We start from the raw sequence: 18,192 nt of genomic DNA on the forward strand, positions 1-18,192 counted from the left end.
CATGCCCGATTTGTTGTTGGAGCTGTTTTCCGAGGAAATTCCCGCGCGGATGCAAGTGCGGGCAGCCTCAGACCTGAAAAAGCTGGTCACGGATGGCTTGGTGGAGGCGGGGCTGACCTATGCCAGCGCGGGCGCGTTTTGCACGCCGCGCCGTTTGGTGTTGTCGGTGGACGGGTTGCTGGGCGAAAGCAAACCGGTGCGCGAAGAACGCAAAGGGCCGAAAACCGATGCGCCGGATGCCGCCTTGCAGGGGTTTTTGCGCGCCACCGGGTTGACCCGTGAGCAGTTGGAGACGCGCGACGACAAAAAGGGGCAGGTCTATTTTGCCGTGTTGGAGCGGCCCGGACGTGCGGCATCCGCGATTGTGGCGGAGGTGGTGGAGGCTGCTGTGCGCAACTTCCCTTGGCCGAAATCGATGCGCTGGGGGGCGGGGACGTTGCGCTGGGTGCGGCCTTTGCAATCTATTTTGTGTATTCTAAGCGATGAGGCGGGGGCGGAGGTGGTGCCCGTGGTGGTCGATCATCTGACCGCTGGGAATGTGACGTTCGGCCACCGTTTCATGGCCCCGGCTGCGATCACCGTGACGGGGTTTGAGGATTATTCTTTGCGGCTGCGCCGCGCCTTTGTGGTGCTGGACGCAGGCGAGCGGGAGGCCGCGATTTGGCAGGACGCGCAAAACCAAGCCTTTGCCCAAGGGTTGGAGGTGGTGCCGGACGCTGGCCTGCTGGCCGAGGTGGCGGGGTTGGTCGAATGGCCCGTGGTGTTGATGGGCCGGATTGATGCGGCGTTTTTGGACCTGCCGCCGGAGGTTTTGCAGACGTCGATGCGGGAGCATCAAAAATTCTTCTCGGTCCGTAACCCAAAGTCGGGGCGGATTGAAGGGTTTGTGACAGTCGCCAACCGCGACACGGCTGATCATGGGGCCACGATTTTGGCGGGCAATAACAAGGTGTTGTCGGCGCGGTTGTCGGATGCGAAATTCTTTTGGGAAAATGATTTGCGCGTGGTGGCGGCCAAGGGGTTGGACGGGATGGGGGCCGGGTTGGCGTCTGTGACGTTCCACAACAAGCTGGGAAGCCAAGCCGACCGGGTGGCGCGGATTGCAGCACTGGCGGCGGAAATTGCGCCGATGGTGGGGGCGGATGCGGAACTGTCGGCTGCGGCTGCGCGGGTGGCCAAGGCCGATCTGCAATCCGCGATGGTGGGCGAATTCCCCGAACTGCAAGGCACGATGGGCGGCTATTACGCGCGGGCTGCTGGGATGCCAGAGGCTGTGGCGCTGGCCTGCAAAGCGCATTACGCGCCGCTGGGGCCAACCGATGCGGTGCCAACCGACCCGGTTTCCGTGGCCGTGGCGCTGGCCGATAAGATTGACACGCTGACCGGGTTCTGGGCGATTGACGAGAAACCGACAGGAAGCAAAGACCCCTTTGCGCTGCGTAGGGCTGCGTTGGGGGCTATTCGGTTGATTTTGGGGAATGGGGTGCGGATTGATTTACAAAACCTGCTAAATCAAGAAGGTCACATCCTATACGAATGTTTTTCCGTCGTTTTCAACGTCTTTGAGCCCGATGGTGGCTCAGAAAACTGGGACGGCTGGCAACTAATTTTCACGGGTTATGATCGCGAAAGCCAAGAACCAAAGTATGTCACTTTTGAACGTCCGCGCAACCTGCACCTTGGTGATGACGAGATGGCTTTTGTCGGGGGTGATTTGGAGCCATATCTCCTCCCCACCCCAAGCGGAATTGCCACCGACCTCCTCACCTTCTTCCACGACCGCCTTAAAGTCTTTCTGCGCGATGAAGGCATCCGCCACGACATCATCGACGCCTGCATCGCGATGCCCGGCAATGATGACCTGACGCTGCTGGTCAACCGCGCCCGCGCGCTCAATACCTTTATCACCTCTGATGATGGCACCAACCTGCTGCAAGGGTTCAAGCGTGCCAACAATATCCTGACCCAAGCGGAGGCGAAGGATAATGTCGAATACTCCTACGGTGCCGATATTAAGTTTGCGGAAACCGATGTGGAACGCGCGCTGTTCCACGCGCTGGACACCGCCGCGGCGACCATTGCCCCGGCGATGAAAGTTGAGGATTTCGCCACGGCGATGGCCGCCCTTGCAAACTTGCGCGCACCGATTGATGCGTTTTTCAACACGGTGCAGGTGAACGCGGAAAACGACATCATCCGTCGCAACCGCCTGAACCTGCTGCACCGCATCCGCGCCGCCTGCGCGCCCGTGGCCGACCTGACCAAGATTGAGGGCTAACCTCTTTTTCTGTTTACAAATATCCCACGGGGGTTTGGGGGCGTGAAGCCCCCAACTTTGACCAAGCACGCCCCGGCTTTCTGCGCAAACCCAACCGTTTTACTTGCGCGACACCCCGTTCCGTCTATGCTGCGATTGAACATAAAAAGGTGCCGCAGTGCAGAAACTTGACCTGATCACGGATTTCGCTGAAATCACCCATGGGGCGGCGATCACCACGCCGACGCATGGCTGGCGGGCGAAATGTTTGCAGCGGTTGGGGCGGCTGGATATGCCGGTGCCGCGCACGGTGGCGGTGTCGGCGGCTGCGGTGCAGGCGATTGCGGCGGGGCGCAGTTTGGATTGCGCGGGCGTTTTGGCGTGTTTTGGGCCGGATGCGCTGGTGTCCGTGCGGCCCAGCCCGGAAAATCCGGAATGGGGCGGGCCATCGACCGTGTTGAACATCGGGATGAATGCGGCGCGGCATGCGGGGTTGGTGCTGACGCATGGGCAGGCGGCGGCGGATGCGCTGTATCTGCGATTTGTGCAAGGATACGCGGTGCATGTGGCCCGTTTGGACCCCGATATGTTCGAAATTGCCGAACCGTCGGCGCAGGCGTTGCGCGATGCGCTGCGCGCCTACCGCGATGAGATGGACGAGCCGTTCCCCGAGGACCCGGCGCGGCAGTTGGCAGAGGTGCTGCGGTCCATGGCACGGGCGTGGGCCGGAACATCGGCGCGGTTGCTGCGCCAATCCAAAGGCGCGCCCGAAGATGCGCCGCTGGGGTTGGTGGTGCAAGAAATGGTGCAAGGGATGGGGCAAGGCCTGTCTGGCACCGGGGTTATTCAGTTTATTGACCCGGTGACGGGGCTGGAGCAGATCACGGGGCGGTTTGTGGGGCAAAGCCAATCGACCGACCTGAATGATGTGTGCGAGGAGGCGCTTTATTTGACGCGCGACCCACGCGGCCCGTCGTTGGAGGATTTGGCGCCCGAGATTTTTGCGACGCTGGCGCGGCAGGGGGCGGCATGCCGAGCCAAGCTGCGTGAGGAGATGCAGATAAAATTCACCATTGATCGCAACAGCTTGGCAGTGATTGATGCAGTGCGGGTGCCCCGGTCCAGCCGGGCGGGGCTGCGCATTGCGGTGGAACTGGCGCAAGACGGGATTATCACGCGCGAGGAGGCGATTTTGCGGGTGGAACCGCGCGCGCTGTCGGAATTGCTGCACCCGCAGGTCGATCCGCGCGGGCCGCGCGATGTGGTGGCGCGGGGCATTGCGGCCAGTCCGGGGGCCGCGACGGGGCGGATTGTGTTTTCATCGGCAGCAGCCCAAGCCAGCGAGTCGCGCGGTGAGGCGTGCATTTTGGTTCGGCGTGAAACCGCGCCCGAAGATATTCGCGGCATGCATTCGGCGGTTGGTGTTTTGACCGAACGCGGCGGCATGACCAGCCATGCGGCGGTGATTGGTCGCGGTTTGGGCCTGCCCTGCATTGTGGGCGCATCGGACCTGAGCTTTGACGCCAAGGCGCTGACCATCACCTCAAAATCGGGCCGCAAGTTTGTGGAAGGCGATGTGATTACGGTGGATGGCACCACGGGCGAGGTGTTGGCCGGGGCGACCGAAATGTTGCCGCCCGCGCTGGATGATGCGTTTCGCACGCTGCTGTCTTGGGCCGATGATGTGCGCGATATTGGGATTCGCGCCAATGCCGACACGCCCGCCGATGCGCTGGTTGCGCGCAACTTTATGGCGCAGGGCATTGGGCTGTGCCGCACCGAACATATGTTTTTTGAAGAGGCGCGGTTGGTCGCAATGCGCGAGATGATCTTTGCCGATACGCCTGCCGACCGGGCGGCAGCCTTGGCAAGGTTGTTGCCCATGCAGCGCGATGACTTTGTGCAAGTGTTTGAAATTATGCAGGGTTTGCCTGTGTGTATCCGGTTGTTTGACCCGCCGCTGCACGAATTTTTGCCCCATTCGCGCGAAGGGATGCGCGAGTTGGCGGAGGCGCTGGACCGCCCCTTGTCGGAGGTGATTAGGCGTGCGGAGGCGTTGGCGGAGTTCAACCCGATGCTGGGGATGCGCGGTGTGCGGTTGGGGATTGTGCTGCCTGAAATTTACGACATGCAAGCGCAGGCGATTTTTGAGGCGGTGATTGAGGTGGCGCGGCGCGGCGGGTCGATTGTGCCCGAAATCATGATCCCTTTGGTGTCGGCGCGGCGCGAGGTGGAGTTGGTGAAAACCCGGATTGATGCGGTGGCAGCAAGGGTGCGCACGGCCAAGCTGACCGATTTCGCGTTCAAGCTGGGCGTGATGGTGGAAACCCCGCGCGCGGCGTTGCGGGCGGGTGATATTGCGCAGCACGCGGCATTTTTATCGTTTGGGACCAATGATTTGACGCAGATGACCTATGGCTTGTCGCGCGATGATGCTGGGCGGTTTATGAACACCTATGTGCAGCAGGGTGTGTTTCCCGAAGATCCCTTCCATATCTTGGATGTGGACGGGGTGGGGGAGTTGTTGTTGATTGGGGCCGAACGTGGGCGGCAGACGCGCGAAAAGCTGACCCTTTCGATTTGTGGGGAGCATGGGGGCAACCCCGAATCAATCGCGTTTTGCCGCAAGGCGGGGTTTGATTATGTGTCCTGTTCGCCCTACCGGGTGCCGTTGGCGCGGTTGGCTGCGGCCCATTTGGCGCTGTTGGACCCCAACGACGGAAATTAAGGTTTATCAGGGGGTTATGCGGGTTTTAGTACCAATGTTTCAAAGGGTGAAATATGCGTTTGTTGCAAAAATACCACAAGGTATAGACTCTGGAAAAAATTTCAGCTAGGTGAAGCGCTGCGACGCGTGGGGGGCTGGGGTTCCGGCAGCGCGTTTGTAGGTGAAACAGATCCGGGATCTTGCTGAATGAATGTGCGATTAAGTTGGTTGGGCGCCGCTGCCATGGCGCTTGCGTTGACAGGTGTTGCCGTTGCCGAAACGTCGATGAGCCGATCAAACAACCCGACGGAAAATCTGGGCGCGCTGATGGGCGCGGAGCGGTTGGCGTTGGGTGCGATGCCCGAGGCGATGCTGACCCATGCGCGGCCCAAAGAGGCGGCGACGCAGGTTTCCTATGACCGCAACTGGATTGCCAAGCAGCCCACAGCCACTGGGGGCGACCAGTTTGCCTGCCTTGCCAAAGCCCTTTATTTTGAGGCGCGTGGCGAATCCATCAAAGGGCAGTTTGCCGTGGCCGAGGTGATTTTGAACCGGGTCGACAGCCGCAAATATCCAAATTCGGTTTGTGGCGTGGTGAACCAAGGCGCGCATCGGCGCAATTCGTGCCAGTTTTCATATGCTTGCGATGGGCGCGCGGACCGGATTAACGAAAAGGCAGCCTATGCCCGCGTGGCCAAAGTGGCGCGGGTGATGATTGACGGTGCGCCGCGCAATCTGACCAAAGGCGCCACGCATTTCCACACCACATCTGTGCGCCCCAATTGGGCGCGGCGGTTCCCAAACACTGCCAAAATTGGCACCCATTTGTTTTACCGCCAACCGTCCTGATCGTCGTGCGGCCGTTCCAAGGCGGCGCTAACGGGCATGGCCGGGCCTGGGGCCGCGTGATATGGCTGGGGATTAACCCTTGGTGGAGCGGCGATGACCAGCGATCTTTCCCATGCTTTTGACCACCCGGATGCGCGGGTGGCCGGTTTGGTGGGCGATGACCCGGCAGACCGTATTTCCGTGCGCGATTATGTGGTCGAGGTGGAAATCGGTGCTTTTGCGCAAGAGCGCGGCGTTTTGCAAAAGGTGCGGTTCAACATCGTGGTGGAGGTGGCGAAGGTGCCGCAGCCTTTGGATGATGATGTTGATCTGATCCTGTCTTATGACCGATTGACGCAAGCGGTGGGGCACGAGTTGTGCGCGGAGCGTGTGAACCTGTTGGAAACATTGGCAGAACGGGTGGCGCTGCGGATATTGGCGGAACCGCAAGCGTTGCGGGTTTTTCTGCGGATCGAAAAAATTGACCGTGGCCCTTATGATTTAGGGGTAGAGATTGTGCGCAGCAAGGCCGCTGTGGCGGTCGATGCGCTGGCCGCACCCCGCCCTGTGGTGGTGTATTTGGGCGATCCCGGTGCGTTGACAGGCGCGATTGCGGCGTTGGATGGTGCGGCCCCGTTGATTATTGTGACCGCAGTGCCCGATTTACCCCTGCCTGTCAGTGGGGACCCCCAAGGCCAGCGCCGGATTGCGCTGCTGGCGATGGAGCAGGCGGCATGGGCGCTGGCGGGCCGCGATGCGCGCTGTTTTGTGGTGGGCACGCGGACGGAGTTGGATTGGGCGCTGCGCAACGGCCAGATCAGCGTTTGGGCCCCCAGTCGGATGGTGATGGACGCGGTTGTACCGCCGCAGGGTGATGGTTTGGCGCTGGCCGCGTGGTTGGCTGCGCAAATGCAAGCGCTGGAGTTGGTTGTGGTGGGCGTGCCCGCCCCGGATGCGACAATCCCGGTGCGGGCATTGGTGCTGTGATGCGGGCCGCAGGGACAGTGTGCGGGGTGGCGCTGGACCGCCCGCGGATTATGGGGATATTGAACGTAACCCCGGATAGTTTTTCGGATGGGGGCGATTTTTCATCCGTGGCGTCGGTTTTGGCGCGCGCGGCCTTGATGCAATCCGCCGATATTTTGGACATTGGCGGCGAGAGCACGCGACCGGGGGCCGAGACGGTTTCGGTCGCGGAGGAGATTGGCCGTGTGGTGCCTGCCATTCGCGCGCTGCGCGATGCAGGGGTGGTGACGCCCATCAGCATCGACACGCGCAAGGCAGCGGTGGCGGATGCAGCCTTGGCGGCGGGGGCGGATATGGTGAATGATGTCACCGCCTTTCGATTTGACCCTGAAATGGTGGATGTGGTGGCGGGGTGGGGCGTGCCGGCCTGCCTGATGCATTCCAAGGGGGAGCCTGCGACGATGCAGGTGAACCCGACCTATACGGATGTGCTGGCCGAGGTTTTGGCGCATTTGGCGGAACGTGTGGATTTTGCCGTGTCGCGCGGTGTGGCGCAGGGGCTGCTGGTGGTGGACCCCGGCATCGGGTTTGCAAAGACCCAAGCGCATAATTTGACGTTGTTGCGGGGGCTGGGCGCGTTCCATGCGCTTGGGTGCCCCGTGCTGTTGGGGGCCTCGCGCAAGAAATTCATTGGGGTTATTGGTGGCGCGGATTTAGCGGCGGACCGTGTGCCGGGGTCGATCGCGGTGGCGCTGCACGGCGCAGCGCAGGGCGCACATATTTTGCGGGTGCATGATGTGGCCGCAACCGCGCAGGCGCTGGCGCTGTGGGGCGCGCTGAATTAACCCGGTTTGCGTTGTGACAGCAAAAGCCCCGCGAGGATGAGGGCGAGGGCGGCGAAAAACCGCAAGGGCAATTCTTCATTTAACACCAGCACGCCGAAAACGACCGACCAGACGGGCACTTGGTAGCTGGTCAGGGTCATGAACCCCGACCCTGCGCTGCGGATTACGGACACGCGCAACAGGGCGGCAAGGGCCGTGGGGACCAGCCCCAGCAGGATGATGGCGGTGCCGGGGATGGGCCCGGCCCATGTGGGGACCCCTTCGGTTACCAGCATCAAGGGGGTTAGGGTGACCGCGCCCACGGTCAGCGACAGGGCGGCCAGCGTGATCGGGTCAATCGGGGGGCAGCGGCGGGTGAGGACCGAGGCCACCGCATAGCACAGCGCGGCGGCGATGCAGGCGAGGCGCGGCAGCACCAAGGGGCCACCCGTCAGGATGTCGGGGCCAAGCAGGATAAGCGTGCCGAGAAAGCCAAGGCCAAAGCCTGCAGCCTTGAACCGGTGCAGGGTTTCGCCCGCAAAGATATAGGCCAGCGGCAAAACGAGCAGCGGCACGGCGGCCATCGACAAGCCTGCGAAGGCCGAGGGGACTTGGGTTTGACCCCAACTGAGGAGCGTAAACGGGATGGCGGAGGAAAGGAGGCCAATGGGAAGGATATGCGCCCAAAGTTTGGCGCTGTGCGCGGGCATCGGGCGACCAAGGGCTGCGGCAAGGCTGGCAAGGGCAAGCGCGCCGAGGACCACGCGGGCGGTGGCGACCGTGATGGGGCCGTAACCGCGCAACGCGAAACTGACCACCATGAAGGTGCCGCCCCAAACCAAACCGAGAAACAAGATCGACAGCCAGTCGCGGCGGGTGGGTTGGGTCATGTGCGGGCTTCTTTATGCAAAATGGGGGGGGCGTGCGGTGTCGCGCGCCCCCCCCGACTGTGATTGCTGATTTAGGTTTAGTTGCGGGCCTTGTCGACCATTTTGCCTTTGGAAATCCACGGCATCATGTCGCGCAGTTTCTTGCCCACCAATTCGATCTGGTGTTCATCGTTAGAACGGCGCGAGGCCTTGATTGTGGGCTGGCCCACAGCGTTTTCCAGCATGAAGTCACGCACGAATTTGCCGGATTGAATGTCAGCCAAAACTGCCTTCATGCGGGCTTTGGTTTCATCATACGGCAGGATGCGTGGGCCGGAAACGTATTGGCCGTATTCCGCGGTGTTGGAGATCGAGTAATCCATGTTGGCAATGCCGCCTTCATAGATCAGGTCGACGATCAGCTTCACCTCGTGCAAACACTCGAAATACGCCATTTCAGGCTCGTATCCCGCTTCAACCAGCGTCTCAAAGCCCATGCGGATCAGTTCGACCAAGCCGCCACACAGAACTGCTTGTTCACCAAACAGGTCGGTTTCACATTCTTGACGGAAGTTGGTTTCAATGATGCCAGACCGCCCGCCACCGATACCGGAGCAATAGGACAGACCGATTTCCATGGCTTTGCCAGTCGCATCATGGTGAACGGCGACAAGGCAGGGCACGCCGCCGCCTTTGGTGTATTCGCCGCGCACGGTGTGGCCGGGGCCCTTTGGGGCCATCATCAAAATATCAACGCCGGCTTTTGGTTCGATCAGGCCAAAGTGGATGTTCAGGCCGTGGGCAAACGCAATTGCAGCGCCTTCGCGGATGTTGTCATGGACGTATTTCTTGTACGTTTCGGCCTGCAATTCGTCGGGCATGGTGAACATGATCAGGTCGGCCCAAGCGGCAGCTTCGGCGATGCCCATAACTTTCAGGCCTTCGCCTTCGGCTTTTTTGGCCGAAGGGGAGCCGTCGCGCAGCGCCACAACCAGATTTTTCGCACCCGAATCGCGCAGGTTCAACGCATGGGCGTGGCCTTGGGAACCGTAGCCGAGGATGGCCACTTTTTTGTCCTTGATCAGGTTGATGTCGCAGTCACGGTCATAATACACGCGCATGATAGTATCCTTTGGTTGCTTGATGGGGGCAATATAGGCGGGTTTGGCAGGGGATGCGTGCATAGTTTGACGTTTTTACCGGTCTATGCGAAAGATCATGCGCAGATTGGGCCTTTGGTGAAAAATTCATGCTTATTGATGATGCGGACCGCAGGATTTTGCGCCATTTGCTGGCCGACAGTGATTTGGCCAATGCCGACCTTGCAGCGCGGGCGGGTGTGACGCCTGCAACTTGCTGGCGGCGCGTGGAACGGATGCGGGCGGCGGGGATTATTGCCGTTCCCGTGGCCGTGATCAACTGGCGCGCATTGGGGTATGAGGTGGAGGTGTCGCTGCGGTTCAACCTTGATAAAACCGAACCCCGTGCGTTTGATGAATTTTTGGCCGCGGCGCGGGATGTGCCCGAAGTCATTGCAATTGAGACGTTTTTGGGCCGGGTGGATGTGCGCCTGAACGTGATCGCGCGGGATATGGCGCAGTACCAACAGATTTACCGCACGCGCATCCTGACCCTGCCGCATATCGCGGATATTGAGGCGCTGATGCTGATTGCCACCATCAAAGACGAAAGCGCGCTGCCCTTATGATTGATTTGGATGATACCGACCGCGACCTGCTGCGCGCGCTGTCGAGGGATGCGACCACCAGTGCAGGCGCGTTGGGGCGGCGGTTTGGCCTTAGCCAGCCTGCGGCGTGGCGGCGCATCAAGCGGCTGGAGGCGGCGGGGATTATCGCGGGGCGGCGGGTGGCGGTGGACCGGGCGGCGTTGGGGTTTGGGGTGACGGTGTTTTTGGGCATCAAGCTGGCGACCAAGGGCCGGGTGTCGTTGGAGGATTTTGAACGGGCGGTGACAGCAATCCCCGAGGTGCAGGTGGTGCAGCATGTGTTGGGGCTGTTTGATTACCGCCTGCGCGTGGTCGCGCGCGATATTGCTGATTTTGAACGTGTGCTGCGCCGCCGGATTATGACGTTGCCGGGGGTTGGGCAGGTGGAGGCGAATGTTTTGCTGACCGAGGAGGCGCTGCCGGGCCCGCTGGGGTGAAACGCGGGGGAAAGGGTTTTGCTTTTGCAGGGTGGACCGGGTAGCGTGGGGCAAACAATCAATGGAGATTTCCTATGGCATCCTTTCCAAACAGTGCTGACCCGACTGGCCTTGATGAATTTTCCGTTGTGTTTACGGACCGGTCGCTGAACCATATGTCCACGAAATTTCAAGGGGTTATGCGCGAGATTTCCGTGTTGCTGCGCGAGGTGTATAGCGCCGAAGCGGTGGCCGTGGTTCCGGGTGGCGGGTCATACGCGATGGAGGCGGTGGCGCGGCAATTTGGGCGCAGCGCACGGGTGATGGTGGTGCGCAACGGGTGGTTTTCCTATCGGTGGAGCCAGATTTTTGATGCGGGCGGGTTTGCCGCCGATGTGGATGTAGTGATGGCGCGGCAAACCGGGAACGCGGCGCGCGCGCCCTATGCGCCGCCGCCCATTGCCGAAGTGGTCGCGCGTATCCATGAAACAAAACCAGATGTGGTGTTTGCCCCGCATGTGGAAACCAGCGCTGGGATTATTTTACCCGATGCCTATATCACAGCGATGGCCGCAGCGGCGCATGAGGTGGGCGCGCTGTTGGTGCTGGATTGCATCGCCAGCGGGTGTATTTGGGTGGATATGGCGGCAACCGGCGTGGATGTGGTGATATCTGCGCCGCAAAAGGGGTGGTCGGCCAGCCCATCGGCGGGGTTGGTGATGCTGTCGGCGCGCGCGGCGGCGCGGTTGGAGGCGACAGTTTCCGACAGTTTTGCGCTGGATTTGAAGAAATGGCGCAGCATCATGGTGGCCTATGAAAACGGGGGCCACGCCTATCACGCGACGATGCCAACCGACGCATTGGTTGGATTTTTAGAAGCGATGAAGGAAACCCAAGCGATGGGGTTTGATGCCGCGAAAGCCGCGCAGTGGGAGTTGGGCGAGGCAGTGCGCGCGATGTTTGCGGCGCGCGGCGTCATGTCGGTGGCCGCTGATGGGTTTGCAGCACCCGGCGTTGTGGTGAATTATACCGACGACCCTGCCGTGCAAAACGGCGCGAAATTCCGCGAGCAAGGGATGCAGATTGCCGCCGGTGTGCCCTTACAAGTGGGCGAGGGGGAGGCGTTCAAAACCTTCCGTATCGGGTTGTTTGGATTGGATAAACTGGCCGATGTGCCGGGCACGGTTGCCCGGCTGCAACGCGCGGTTGAGGTGGTTTTGTAAACGCGCGCTCAGCGCAACCCCAACCCGGTTTTCATCAACACTTTGCGCAGGGGGCTGACGCTGTGCAGCGCGCTCAACCCGGCGGCGCGCAGGTCGCGCAGAACGGGTGCGCCCATCATCGACGCGCGGTTCAATGCGTCAATGCCCGCCACGCGCAGCGCAATGTCGCGGTGGCGGCTGTCGTGATATGCGTCCAGCATGGGTGCGGCACCCAGATTTGCCGGGTCGGCCAGCGCCAAATCGCGCAGGGTCGCCAGATCAGCCAAGCTCATATTCAAACCTTGGGCGCCGATGGGGGGCATGACATGCGCCGCTTCGGCCATCAAAACACTGCGTTGGCCGGACAGGCGCGCGGCGGTTTGGCTGATGATGGGCCAGACGGTCAGGGCGCTGCTGCGGGTCATGGGGCCAAGGATGTGGCAGGCGCGGATGGACATTTCGGCGTCAAATTCCGGGGCGGGGAGGGCGGCGAGCCGGGTGATTTCGGCGCTTTTGTCCATCCAGACCACCGCGGATGCGGGCAGGCCGTTGTGATCGGGCAAAGGCACCATTGTGAAGGGCCCGCCGGAGCGATGCACCTCGGTTGAGACGTTGTCATGCGGGATGGGGTGGGTGGTGGCAAAGGCCAGCGCCTTTTGACCATAGCGAGTAGTTTTCACTTCAATTCCAAGGGCTTGGCGTACTGCAGAGTTGCGACCATCTGCGCCGATCACCAGGCGTGCGCGCCACTGCGTGCTGTCAGACAGGGTCACCAAACCTTCGGTTTCGCGGGTGATGAGGGCGGTTAGGGCCACGCCGGGCAGGAAGGTGACATTGTCCAAATCGGCCAGATGCGCCAGCATTTCGCGCCGCAGCAGCCAGTTGGGCAGGTTGTAGCCAAAGGGGTTTTCGGACAGGTCGGTGGCGTTGAAATCGCGGGTCAAACGCACTTCACCCGGCGCGCCGCCGGCATCGACGATGCGCATGATTTGCAGGGCGGCGGCATGGGGGGACAGGCGGTCCCACAGGCCGATATCGCGGAAAAGTTGCACGGATGGCATTAAAAACGCCGTGCTGCGCAGGTCCGCGCCTGCCGCATCGCGCGCGGTGACGGGGGGTGTGGGGTCGACGCACAGCACCGAAAACCCAGCGCAGCCAAAGGCTGACGCGGCACAAAGCCCCGCCACGCCGCCGCCAGAAATCAAGATATCGATGTTTTGCCGGATCATGTCATGCCCCTGTTTTGCCCTCTACAGATAGGGCGATTTTGGGCATTCGTCCAACGGTCAAAACGTCACCCTTGGGTGATGGCGATAAAGAGGACGAACATGATGGGCACCAGCATGAGCGCGGTCATGGTCAGCGCCACGAGGCCCCATGTTTTCACCGCAATCACGACCAAGGTGACAAAAATGGCCAGCGCGTAATAAATGCTGTCCTTGTCCTTGGCGATATCGCGGGCGATTTGGCCGATGATGGGCACGGCGTAAAGCAAGCGCAGGCCCAGTGGCGCGCGGCGGGTCTGTGGTGTCATCGCAATCCTCCTGTAATCATATATTTCATATGGAGGATTGCGCGCGCCACAGGATAGGGCGGTTTGACGCGGCGTGGCGGTCTGTCGCAGTATCAGGCGGTAAGGCGGGCCAAAAACGCGGTCAGATCATCGGTGTGATGATGGATATATTCGGCGGTTTCGGCGTCTGGGGTGACGTGAACAGTGCGCATGCCCAACGCGTGGGGGGCAGCCAGATTGCGGCTGTCATCTTCAAACATCGCGCCGATTTGGGGGTTGAGGGCGTCGATGGCAAAAATCGCCTCGAACGCGGCGCGGTCGGGTTTGGGGCGGAAATCGGCGTGTTCGACGCCGTAAACCGCATCGAACAGATTGGACAGGCCGCGCGCCGCAAGCACCCGTTCGGCATAGGGCGCAGAGCCGTTGGTATAGACGATGCGCCGACCCGGAAGCGCGCGGATATGGGCCGCAAGTGCATGATCTTGCTGCAAATGATCTAAATTTATGTCATGCACATCGACCATATAACGCGTGGGGTCCATCCCATGTTCGGACATCAGCCCGGCCAAGGTGGTGCCGTATTTTGCCCAATAATGGCGGCGCAAACGGTCCGCCTCAACGCGGTTCACGTTGATGGTGTCCATCACGAATTGGGTCATGCGCACCTCAATCTGATCAAACAGACGGGCGGCGGGGGGGTAGAGTGTGTTGTCCAGATCAAAGACCCAAGCGCGGACATGTGTGAAATCATCTTTTGGCATTTGCGCAAGGTAGGGGGCATCGCGGCGCTTTGCAATGCGTTTGCGGTTGACTGTGGCGGCCCCCCCGGTAACCTGCATTTGTGTAACTTTTGAAAGAGAAGCCGTGCAAAAAGACGCCTATACCATGATCCTTGAGGCGATTGACGCTGGTGTTTACAAACCCGGGGATCGTTTGGTCGAATCGGAGCTGGCGGATCGGTTTGGCGTGTCGCGCACCCCGGTGCGTGAGGCGCTGCAGCGGTTGGAAACGCAATCCATGCTGACGCGGGATGGGCGCAGTTTGATCGTGGCATCGCTTGATCACAACCAATTGGCGGAACTTTATGCCGTGCGGACCGAGTTGGAAGGGCTTGCAGCCCGTCTTGCCGCACGTCACGCAACGCCTGAGGAAATGCGCGTGCTACGCGGCATGGTGGATGAGGATATGGCGCTGCTGGGCGGTGATCCGCGCGCGTTGAGCCGGGCAAACAAACGGTTTCACAAGCAAATCCATCTGGCATCGCACAATCGGTTTTTGGTGCAGCAATTGGATTTGGTGCATCGATCGATGGCGTTGATGGCAACCACATCCTTTGCTGCCGAAGGGCGCGATGCGATGGGGTTGGCCGAGCACAATGCGATTGTGCGCGCGATTGAAGCGCGTGACGGTGAGGCGGCATATCAAGCGCTGCGCGGGCATATTTCACAAGCGTTTGAAACCCGGTTGCGGATTGATGCGGGTGAGGTGAAAACCCGTTAACGCAGGCCTGCTTGGTCGATATGCCCGGTCTGGTCGAAATGGCCGTGGCTGGTTTTGTCCCAGTAAAACGGGTTTGTCACCATTTCCCACGCCGCCTTGTACGAGGCGAGCGCGCCGAGCGGAAAGTAAAAGTTCAGCGTTGGCACCCAAAACCAGCTGAGTTTGTGGTTGGTCATGCGCAGCGCCATGATGGTGACGGTCAGGTTAACCACCTCTGTCAACAGATAGAGCCCGATCAGAATGTGCATCATCAAAGGCGAAAGGGCGGCAGCCAGCGGGTGCGGCACCCCCAAAGGCACAAGCCAAAAGGACCACAGCACCGGGGCCAGCATAAACTGCGACAAGGTGCAAAGGAACAGAATCTGAAAGCCAAAGAATTTGCGCGGCCCGAGTTGGCGCCACAGCAGGGCAGGGTCGCGCATATGGACACACCACGTCATCATATAACCTTTGAGCCAGCGCGACCGCTGTTTGACCCAAGGCAAGGCGCGGCAATTCGCCTCCTCATACGTTGTGGTTTCCAAAATCTCGGCGCGGTAGCCGTGGCGGGCAAGGCGCATGCCCAGATCGGCATCCTCCGTCACGTTGTGCGAATCCCAGCCGCCCAACTCCTCTAACGCGGCGCGGCGGAAAAACAGGGTGGTGCCGCCAAGGGGAATGGCCATGCCAAGCCGTTGCAGACCGGGCAGGATGATGCGGAACCACGCAGCATATTCCATTGTAAAACAACGCGATAGCCAGTTGGTGCGCGGGTTGTAGAAATCCAAGACCCCTTGCAGGCAGGCGACATCGGGCCCGCGCTGGTAAAACCGGTCCACCACTTTGCGGATTTGGGCGGGTTCGGGGGCATCCTCGGCGTCATAAACCCCGATGATGGAGCCGCGACACAGATCAAGCCCGAAATTCAGCGCGCGGGGTTTGGTTTTCAAAGGTCCATCGGGGACCACGACCACACGCATCCACGGCGGCAATTCCACGGCGCGCAGGGCGTCGCGGGTTATGGCATCCTCCTCCTCTACCACCAAAAGGATGTCGAGGAGGTCGCGGGGATAATCCAATTGGTCCAAGCGGCGAATGAGGCGGGGGGCGATCTTCCCCTCTTTGAACAAAGCGACCATGATCGAGACGGTGGGCAAGCGCGCGATGATAGGGGCGGGGGGCGGCGGATCGCGGTGGCGAAGGCTTGCGAAAATGGCGCCAGCGCGCAGCCCCGTGGATAGGGCGAGTGTTACGGTCGCCCAAAAGGTAAACGCCAAAGCGACCGTGTTGGGCGACAACCACAGGCCAAGGACCGCCACCAACATCACCAGCGCCACCTTGACGGCAAGACCATCCTTGCCCCAGTCCCGGCAGCTTTCGGAGGCGCTGACGCGGGTTTCGGCGGCGTGGTTCAGCACCGCTGATCGCGCTTTCATCACCGCCGTTTGGATTTGTGACGCGGGCGCAAGCGCCATGATGACGTGGCCATAAACGCTGTATAGCCATTTGTAATGACGTGCGAAATCTTCGGGGTACGCAGTTGCGATCACCACGGCCTTGCCCGCTTGGCGCCAAGGGATCAACCCTTCGCGCAGGCAGGCTGCGGCACCGATTTTGTCAATCAAGCGCGGGTCGGGGGCGGCGGTCAGGGGGTCAACCAAGCGGACGTTCCAGTGGCGTGCTTGCGCTTTATACAGCGCGCTTTCAGTGATCAACTGGCGCGACAGCAAAATGTCGCACAGCCGCCCGCGATGACGTTTTTGCAAGGACAGCGCCAGCACCAGCGCATCGGGCGTGATTAACCCATCGCGCAGCAGGGCGACCCCCAGGCTGCGAACGGACGGGGCCGTAACCGCAATTTTGCGCCCGCCGCCCGGCAATTGCGTGACATGTGCGCCTGTATCCAGCGGTGCGATCTGTGCTGCGCTGTGGGCGGCAAAAATGGGACGTGCTGCTGTCATAAGACCCCCGGACTGGGGTTCAGATTTGGGTGACAAGGGTTAACAACGGGTTAACCACAGAGTTTTCCACAGATTTTTGGAAAATTGTCCACAAGTCATTTCAAGGCATGGTGGTACGGCAAATGCTTGTCACCACATCTAGATCAGCCATTTCAGGTAGAACGCCGCGCCTTCATCGCCTCAGCGAATCGGTCAAACAGGTAATAGCTGTCTTGGGGGCCGGGGCTGGCCTCGGGGTGGTATTGCACGGAAAACACGGGTTTTCCGGTCAAGGCGATGCCGCAATTGGAGCCATCAAAAAGGCTGACATGGGTTTCGCGCACGCCGGCAGGCAGGGTTTGGGCATCAACGGTAAAGCCGTGGTTCATCGAGGTGATTTCGACTTTGTTGGTGTCGTAATCTTTGACCGGGTGGTTTGCGCCGTGGTGGCCGTGGTTCATCTTGATGGTTTTGCCACCCAATGCCAAGGCAAGCATTTGATGCCCAAGGCAAATTCCGAAAATTGGAATATCGGCGGCCAGCACACCTTTGATCATGTCCACGGCATATTCGCCCGTGGCCGCGGGGTCGCCGGGGCCATTGGACAAGAACACACCTTCGGGGTTCAGGGCCAACACATCGGCGGCGGTGGCGGTGGCGGGCAACACGGTGACATCGCAACCAGCCGAGGCCAAGCAGCGCAAGATGTTGCGTTTTGCGCCAAAATCGACGGCCACCACGCGCAACCCATCGCCTGTGCGTTTGGTATAGCCGTCAGGCCAAGCCCACCGCATTTCATCCCAGCGATAGCTTTGCGCGCAGGTGACATCGCGGGCGAGGTCCAACCCCTCCAGCCCGCGCCAAGCGCGCGCAGCGGCGACCAGCGCCTCAATATCAAACACACCGTCTGGATTGTGGGCCAGTGCCACATGCGGCGCGCCTTGTTGGCGGATCGCGCGGGTTAGGCGGCGGGTATCAAGGCCGCCAATGCCGATGCGGCCCTTGGACAGCAACCATTCGGTCAATTCCGAGGTGGCGCGCCAATTTGACGGCTCGGTCGGGTCCCATTTCACCACCATCCCAGCGGCAACGGGCTGGGCGGTTTCATCATCTTCATCCGTCACGCCAGTGTTGCCGATATGGGGGAAGGTAAAGGTCACGACCTGACCCGCATAGGAGGGGTCAGTCATGATTTCCTGATATCCGGTCATGGCGGTGTTGAACACCAGTTCGGCCACCGTTTGGCCCGTGGCACCAAAGCCGCGCCCAAAGAACAAGGTGCCATCGGCCAGCGCAAGGCAGGCGGTGGGTTTATCGGTGTGGGGCGTGGAATGGGACATGGTACGACTCTCTGTGGCCGGATTTTGCGGACACTACGGGGCAGGGCGCGCGGGGTCAAGGCGTGGGGTGAAATGGTATATGTAGCAATTTCAATAGCTTGCGAAAATAACCGCCCGTTGCCCTT

The 18,192-nt window shown here is 60.8% G+C and carries 16 protein-coding genes; 9 read left to right on the forward strand and 7 right to left on the reverse strand.

The features are described from left to right. The first annotated feature begins 1 nt into the window (after nt 1). From glyS to folP, 5 genes are all read left to right on the forward strand, one after another. Nucleotides 2-2,278 (forward strand): glycine--tRNA ligase subunit beta, encoded by a 2,277-nt coding sequence (glyS, locus tag BMY36_RS01205; protein WP_050518795.1) that lies wholly within the window; start codon nt 2-4, stop codon nt 2,276-2,278. 157 nt (nt 2,279-2,435) lie between these two features. Further along, the gene (locus tag BMY36_RS01210; RefSeq protein WP_050518794.1) at nt 2,436-4,985 is read left to right on the forward strand and encodes a putative PEP-binding protein; all 2,550 of its coding nucleotides are present in this window, start codon (nt 2,436-2,438) and stop codon (nt 4,983-4,985) included. A 186-nt stretch (nt 4,986-5,171) separates the two neighbouring features. After that, nucleotides 5,172-5,813, forward strand: coding sequence for a cell wall hydrolase (locus BMY36_RS01215; protein WP_050518793.1), 642 nt, complete (start codon nt 5,172-5,174; stop codon nt 5,811-5,813). A 93-nt stretch (nt 5,814-5,906) separates the two neighbouring features. After that, nucleotides 5,907-6,779 (forward strand): dihydroneopterin aldolase, encoded by an 873-nt coding sequence (locus BMY36_RS01220; protein ID WP_050518792.1) that lies wholly within the window; start codon nt 5,907-5,909, stop codon nt 6,777-6,779. Then, the gene (folP, locus tag BMY36_RS01225) at nt 6,779-7,603 is read left to right on the forward strand and encodes a dihydropteroate synthase (protein WP_050518791.1); all 825 of its coding nucleotides are present in this window, start codon (nt 6,779-6,781) and stop codon (nt 7,601-7,603) included. Before BMY36_RS01220 ends, folP begins: the two co-directional genes overlap by 1 nt. Here the strand turns inward: folP and BMY36_RS01230 are convergent. Both BMY36_RS01230 and ilvC read right to left on the reverse strand, forming a co-directional pair. Then, nucleotides 7,600-8,472 carry a DMT family transporter gene (locus BMY36_RS01230; protein WP_050518790.1) on the reverse strand — a complete coding sequence of 291 codons (873 nt, stop codon included), beginning with the start codon at nt 8,470-8,472 and terminating at the stop codon, nt 7,600-7,602. The genes folP and BMY36_RS01230 overlap by 4 nt on opposite strands. 77 nt (nt 8,473-8,549) lie before the next feature. Continuing rightward, complete coding sequence (gene ilvC, locus BMY36_RS01235) at nt 8,550-9,572, reverse strand: ketol-acid reductoisomerase (RefSeq protein WP_050518844.1); 1,023 nt, start codon at nt 9,570-9,572, stop codon at nt 8,550-8,552. Between the two features lie 128 nt (nt 9,573-9,700). On the opposite strand from ilvC, the gene BMY36_RS01240 reads away from it, so the two are divergent. The 3 genes from BMY36_RS01240 (at nt 9,701) to BMY36_RS01250 (ending at nt 11,816) form a co-directional block, all read left to right on the forward strand. After that, entirely contained in the window at nt 9,701-10,159 is a 459-nt protein-coding gene (locus BMY36_RS01240) for an Lrp/AsnC family transcriptional regulator (RefSeq protein WP_050518789.1), read from the forward strand. Further along, entirely contained in the window at nt 10,156-10,614 is a 459-nt protein-coding gene (locus BMY36_RS01245; protein ID WP_050518788.1) for an Lrp/AsnC family transcriptional regulator, read from the forward strand. Before BMY36_RS01240 ends, BMY36_RS01245 begins: the two co-directional genes overlap by 4 nt. Before the next feature lie 74 nt (nt 10,615-10,688). Then, nucleotides 10,689-11,816: an aminotransferase class V-fold PLP-dependent enzyme gene (locus BMY36_RS01250; protein WP_050518787.1), complete on the forward strand. Its 1,128-nt coding sequence runs from the start codon at nt 10,689-10,691 to the stop codon at nt 11,814-11,816. An 8-nt stretch (nt 11,817-11,824) separates the two neighbouring features. On the opposite strand, the gene BMY36_RS01255 is transcribed toward BMY36_RS01250, so the two are convergent. The 3 genes from BMY36_RS01255 to BMY36_RS01265 all read right to left on the reverse strand — a co-directional run bounded on the left by BMY36_RS01255 (nt 11,825) and on the right by BMY36_RS01265 (nt 14,069). Next, on the reverse strand, nt 11,825-13,024 hold the full coding sequence (locus tag BMY36_RS01255; RefSeq protein WP_050518786.1) for a UbiH/UbiF family hydroxylase: 1,200 nt from the start codon (nt 13,022-13,024) through the stop codon (nt 11,825-11,827). A gap of 65 nt (nt 13,025-13,089) precedes the next feature. Continuing rightward, a complete protein-coding gene (locus BMY36_RS01260) occupies nt 13,090-13,329 on the reverse strand; it encodes a hypothetical protein (RefSeq protein ID WP_050518785.1) in 240 nt (79 codons plus the stop codon). 92 nt (nt 13,330-13,421) lie between these two features. Further along, a complete protein-coding gene (locus tag BMY36_RS01265; RefSeq protein ID WP_050518843.1) occupies nt 13,422-14,069 on the reverse strand; it encodes a pyrimidine 5'-nucleotidase in 648 nt (215 codons plus the stop codon). Between the two features lie 103 nt (nt 14,070-14,172). On the opposite strand from BMY36_RS01265, the gene BMY36_RS01270 reads away from it, so the two are divergent. After that, nucleotides 14,173-14,808 (forward strand): GntR family transcriptional regulator, encoded by a 636-nt coding sequence (locus BMY36_RS01270; RefSeq protein WP_050518784.1) that lies wholly within the window; start codon nt 14,173-14,175, stop codon nt 14,806-14,808. Here the strand turns inward: BMY36_RS01270 and BMY36_RS01275 are convergent. Both BMY36_RS01275 and carA read right to left on the reverse strand, forming a co-directional pair. After that, nucleotides 14,805-16,748 (reverse strand): glycosyltransferase, encoded by a 1,944-nt coding sequence (locus BMY36_RS01275; protein WP_082224772.1) that lies wholly within the window; start codon nt 16,746-16,748, stop codon nt 14,805-14,807. The genes BMY36_RS01270 and BMY36_RS01275 overlap by 4 nt on opposite strands. 152 nt (nt 16,749-16,900) lie before the next feature. After that, the gene (gene carA, locus BMY36_RS01280; protein WP_050518783.1) at nt 16,901-18,067 is read right to left on the reverse strand and encodes a glutamine-hydrolyzing carbamoyl-phosphate synthase small subunit; all 1,167 of its coding nucleotides are present in this window, start codon (nt 18,065-18,067) and stop codon (nt 16,901-16,903) included. Nucleotides 18,068-18,192 lie beyond the last annotated feature (125 nt).

It is taken from the genome of Pseudorhodobacter antarcticus, from assembly GCF_900110135.1.
GTDB lineage: Bacteria > Pseudomonadota > Alphaproteobacteria > Rhodobacterales > Rhodobacteraceae > Pseudorhodobacter > Pseudorhodobacter antarcticus.

What these genes read in the sequence shown, in the direction of transcription:
- BMY36_RS01255 (WP_050518786.1), bottom strand. Translation starts at nt 13,024, where the DNA reads ATGATCCGGCAAAACATCGATATCTTGATTTCTGGCGGCGGCGTGGCG.
- BMY36_RS01230 (WP_050518790.1), bottom strand. Translation starts at nt 8,472, where the DNA reads ATGACCCAACCCACCCGCCGCGACTGGCTGTCGATCTTGTTTCTCGGT.
- ilvC (WP_050518844.1), bottom strand. Translation starts at nt 9,572, where the DNA reads ATGCGCGTGTATTATGACCGTGACTGCGACATCAACCTGATCAAGGAC.
- BMY36_RS01250 (WP_050518787.1), top strand. Translation starts at nt 10,689, where the DNA reads ATGGCATCCTTTCCAAACAGTGCTGACCCGACTGGCCTTGATGAATTT.
- BMY36_RS01220 (WP_050518792.1), top strand. Translation starts at nt 5,907, where the DNA reads ATGACCAGCGATCTTTCCCATGCTTTTGACCACCCGGATGCGCGGGTG.
- BMY36_RS01265 (WP_050518843.1), bottom strand. Translation starts at nt 14,069, where the DNA reads ATGCCAAAAGATGATTTCACACATGTCCGCGCTTGGGTCTTTGATCTG.
- BMY36_RS01215 (WP_050518793.1), top strand. Translation starts at nt 5,172, where the DNA reads ATGAATGTGCGATTAAGTTGGTTGGGCGCCGCTGCCATGGCGCTTGCG.
- BMY36_RS01245 (WP_050518788.1), top strand. Translation starts at nt 10,156, where the DNA reads ATGATTGATTTGGATGATACCGACCGCGACCTGCTGCGCGCGCTGTCG.
- BMY36_RS01275 (WP_082224772.1), bottom strand. Translation starts at nt 16,748, where the DNA reads ATGACAGCAGCACGTCCCATTTTTGCCGCCCACAGCGCAGCACAGATC.
- BMY36_RS01240 (WP_050518789.1), top strand. Translation starts at nt 9,701, where the DNA reads ATGCTTATTGATGATGCGGACCGCAGGATTTTGCGCCATTTGCTGGCC.
- folP (WP_050518791.1), top strand. Translation starts at nt 6,779, where the DNA reads ATGCGGGCCGCAGGGACAGTGTGCGGGGTGGCGCTGGACCGCCCGCGG.
- BMY36_RS01260 (WP_050518785.1), bottom strand. Translation starts at nt 13,329, where the DNA reads ATGACACCACAGACCCGCCGCGCGCCACTGGGCCTGCGCTTGCTTTAC.
- glyS (WP_050518795.1), top strand. Translation starts at nt 2, where the DNA reads ATGCCCGATTTGTTGTTGGAGCTGTTTTCCGAGGAAATTCCCGCGCGG.
- carA (WP_050518783.1), bottom strand. Translation starts at nt 18,067, where the DNA reads ATGTCCCATTCCACGCCCCACACCGATAAACCCACCGCCTGCCTTGCG.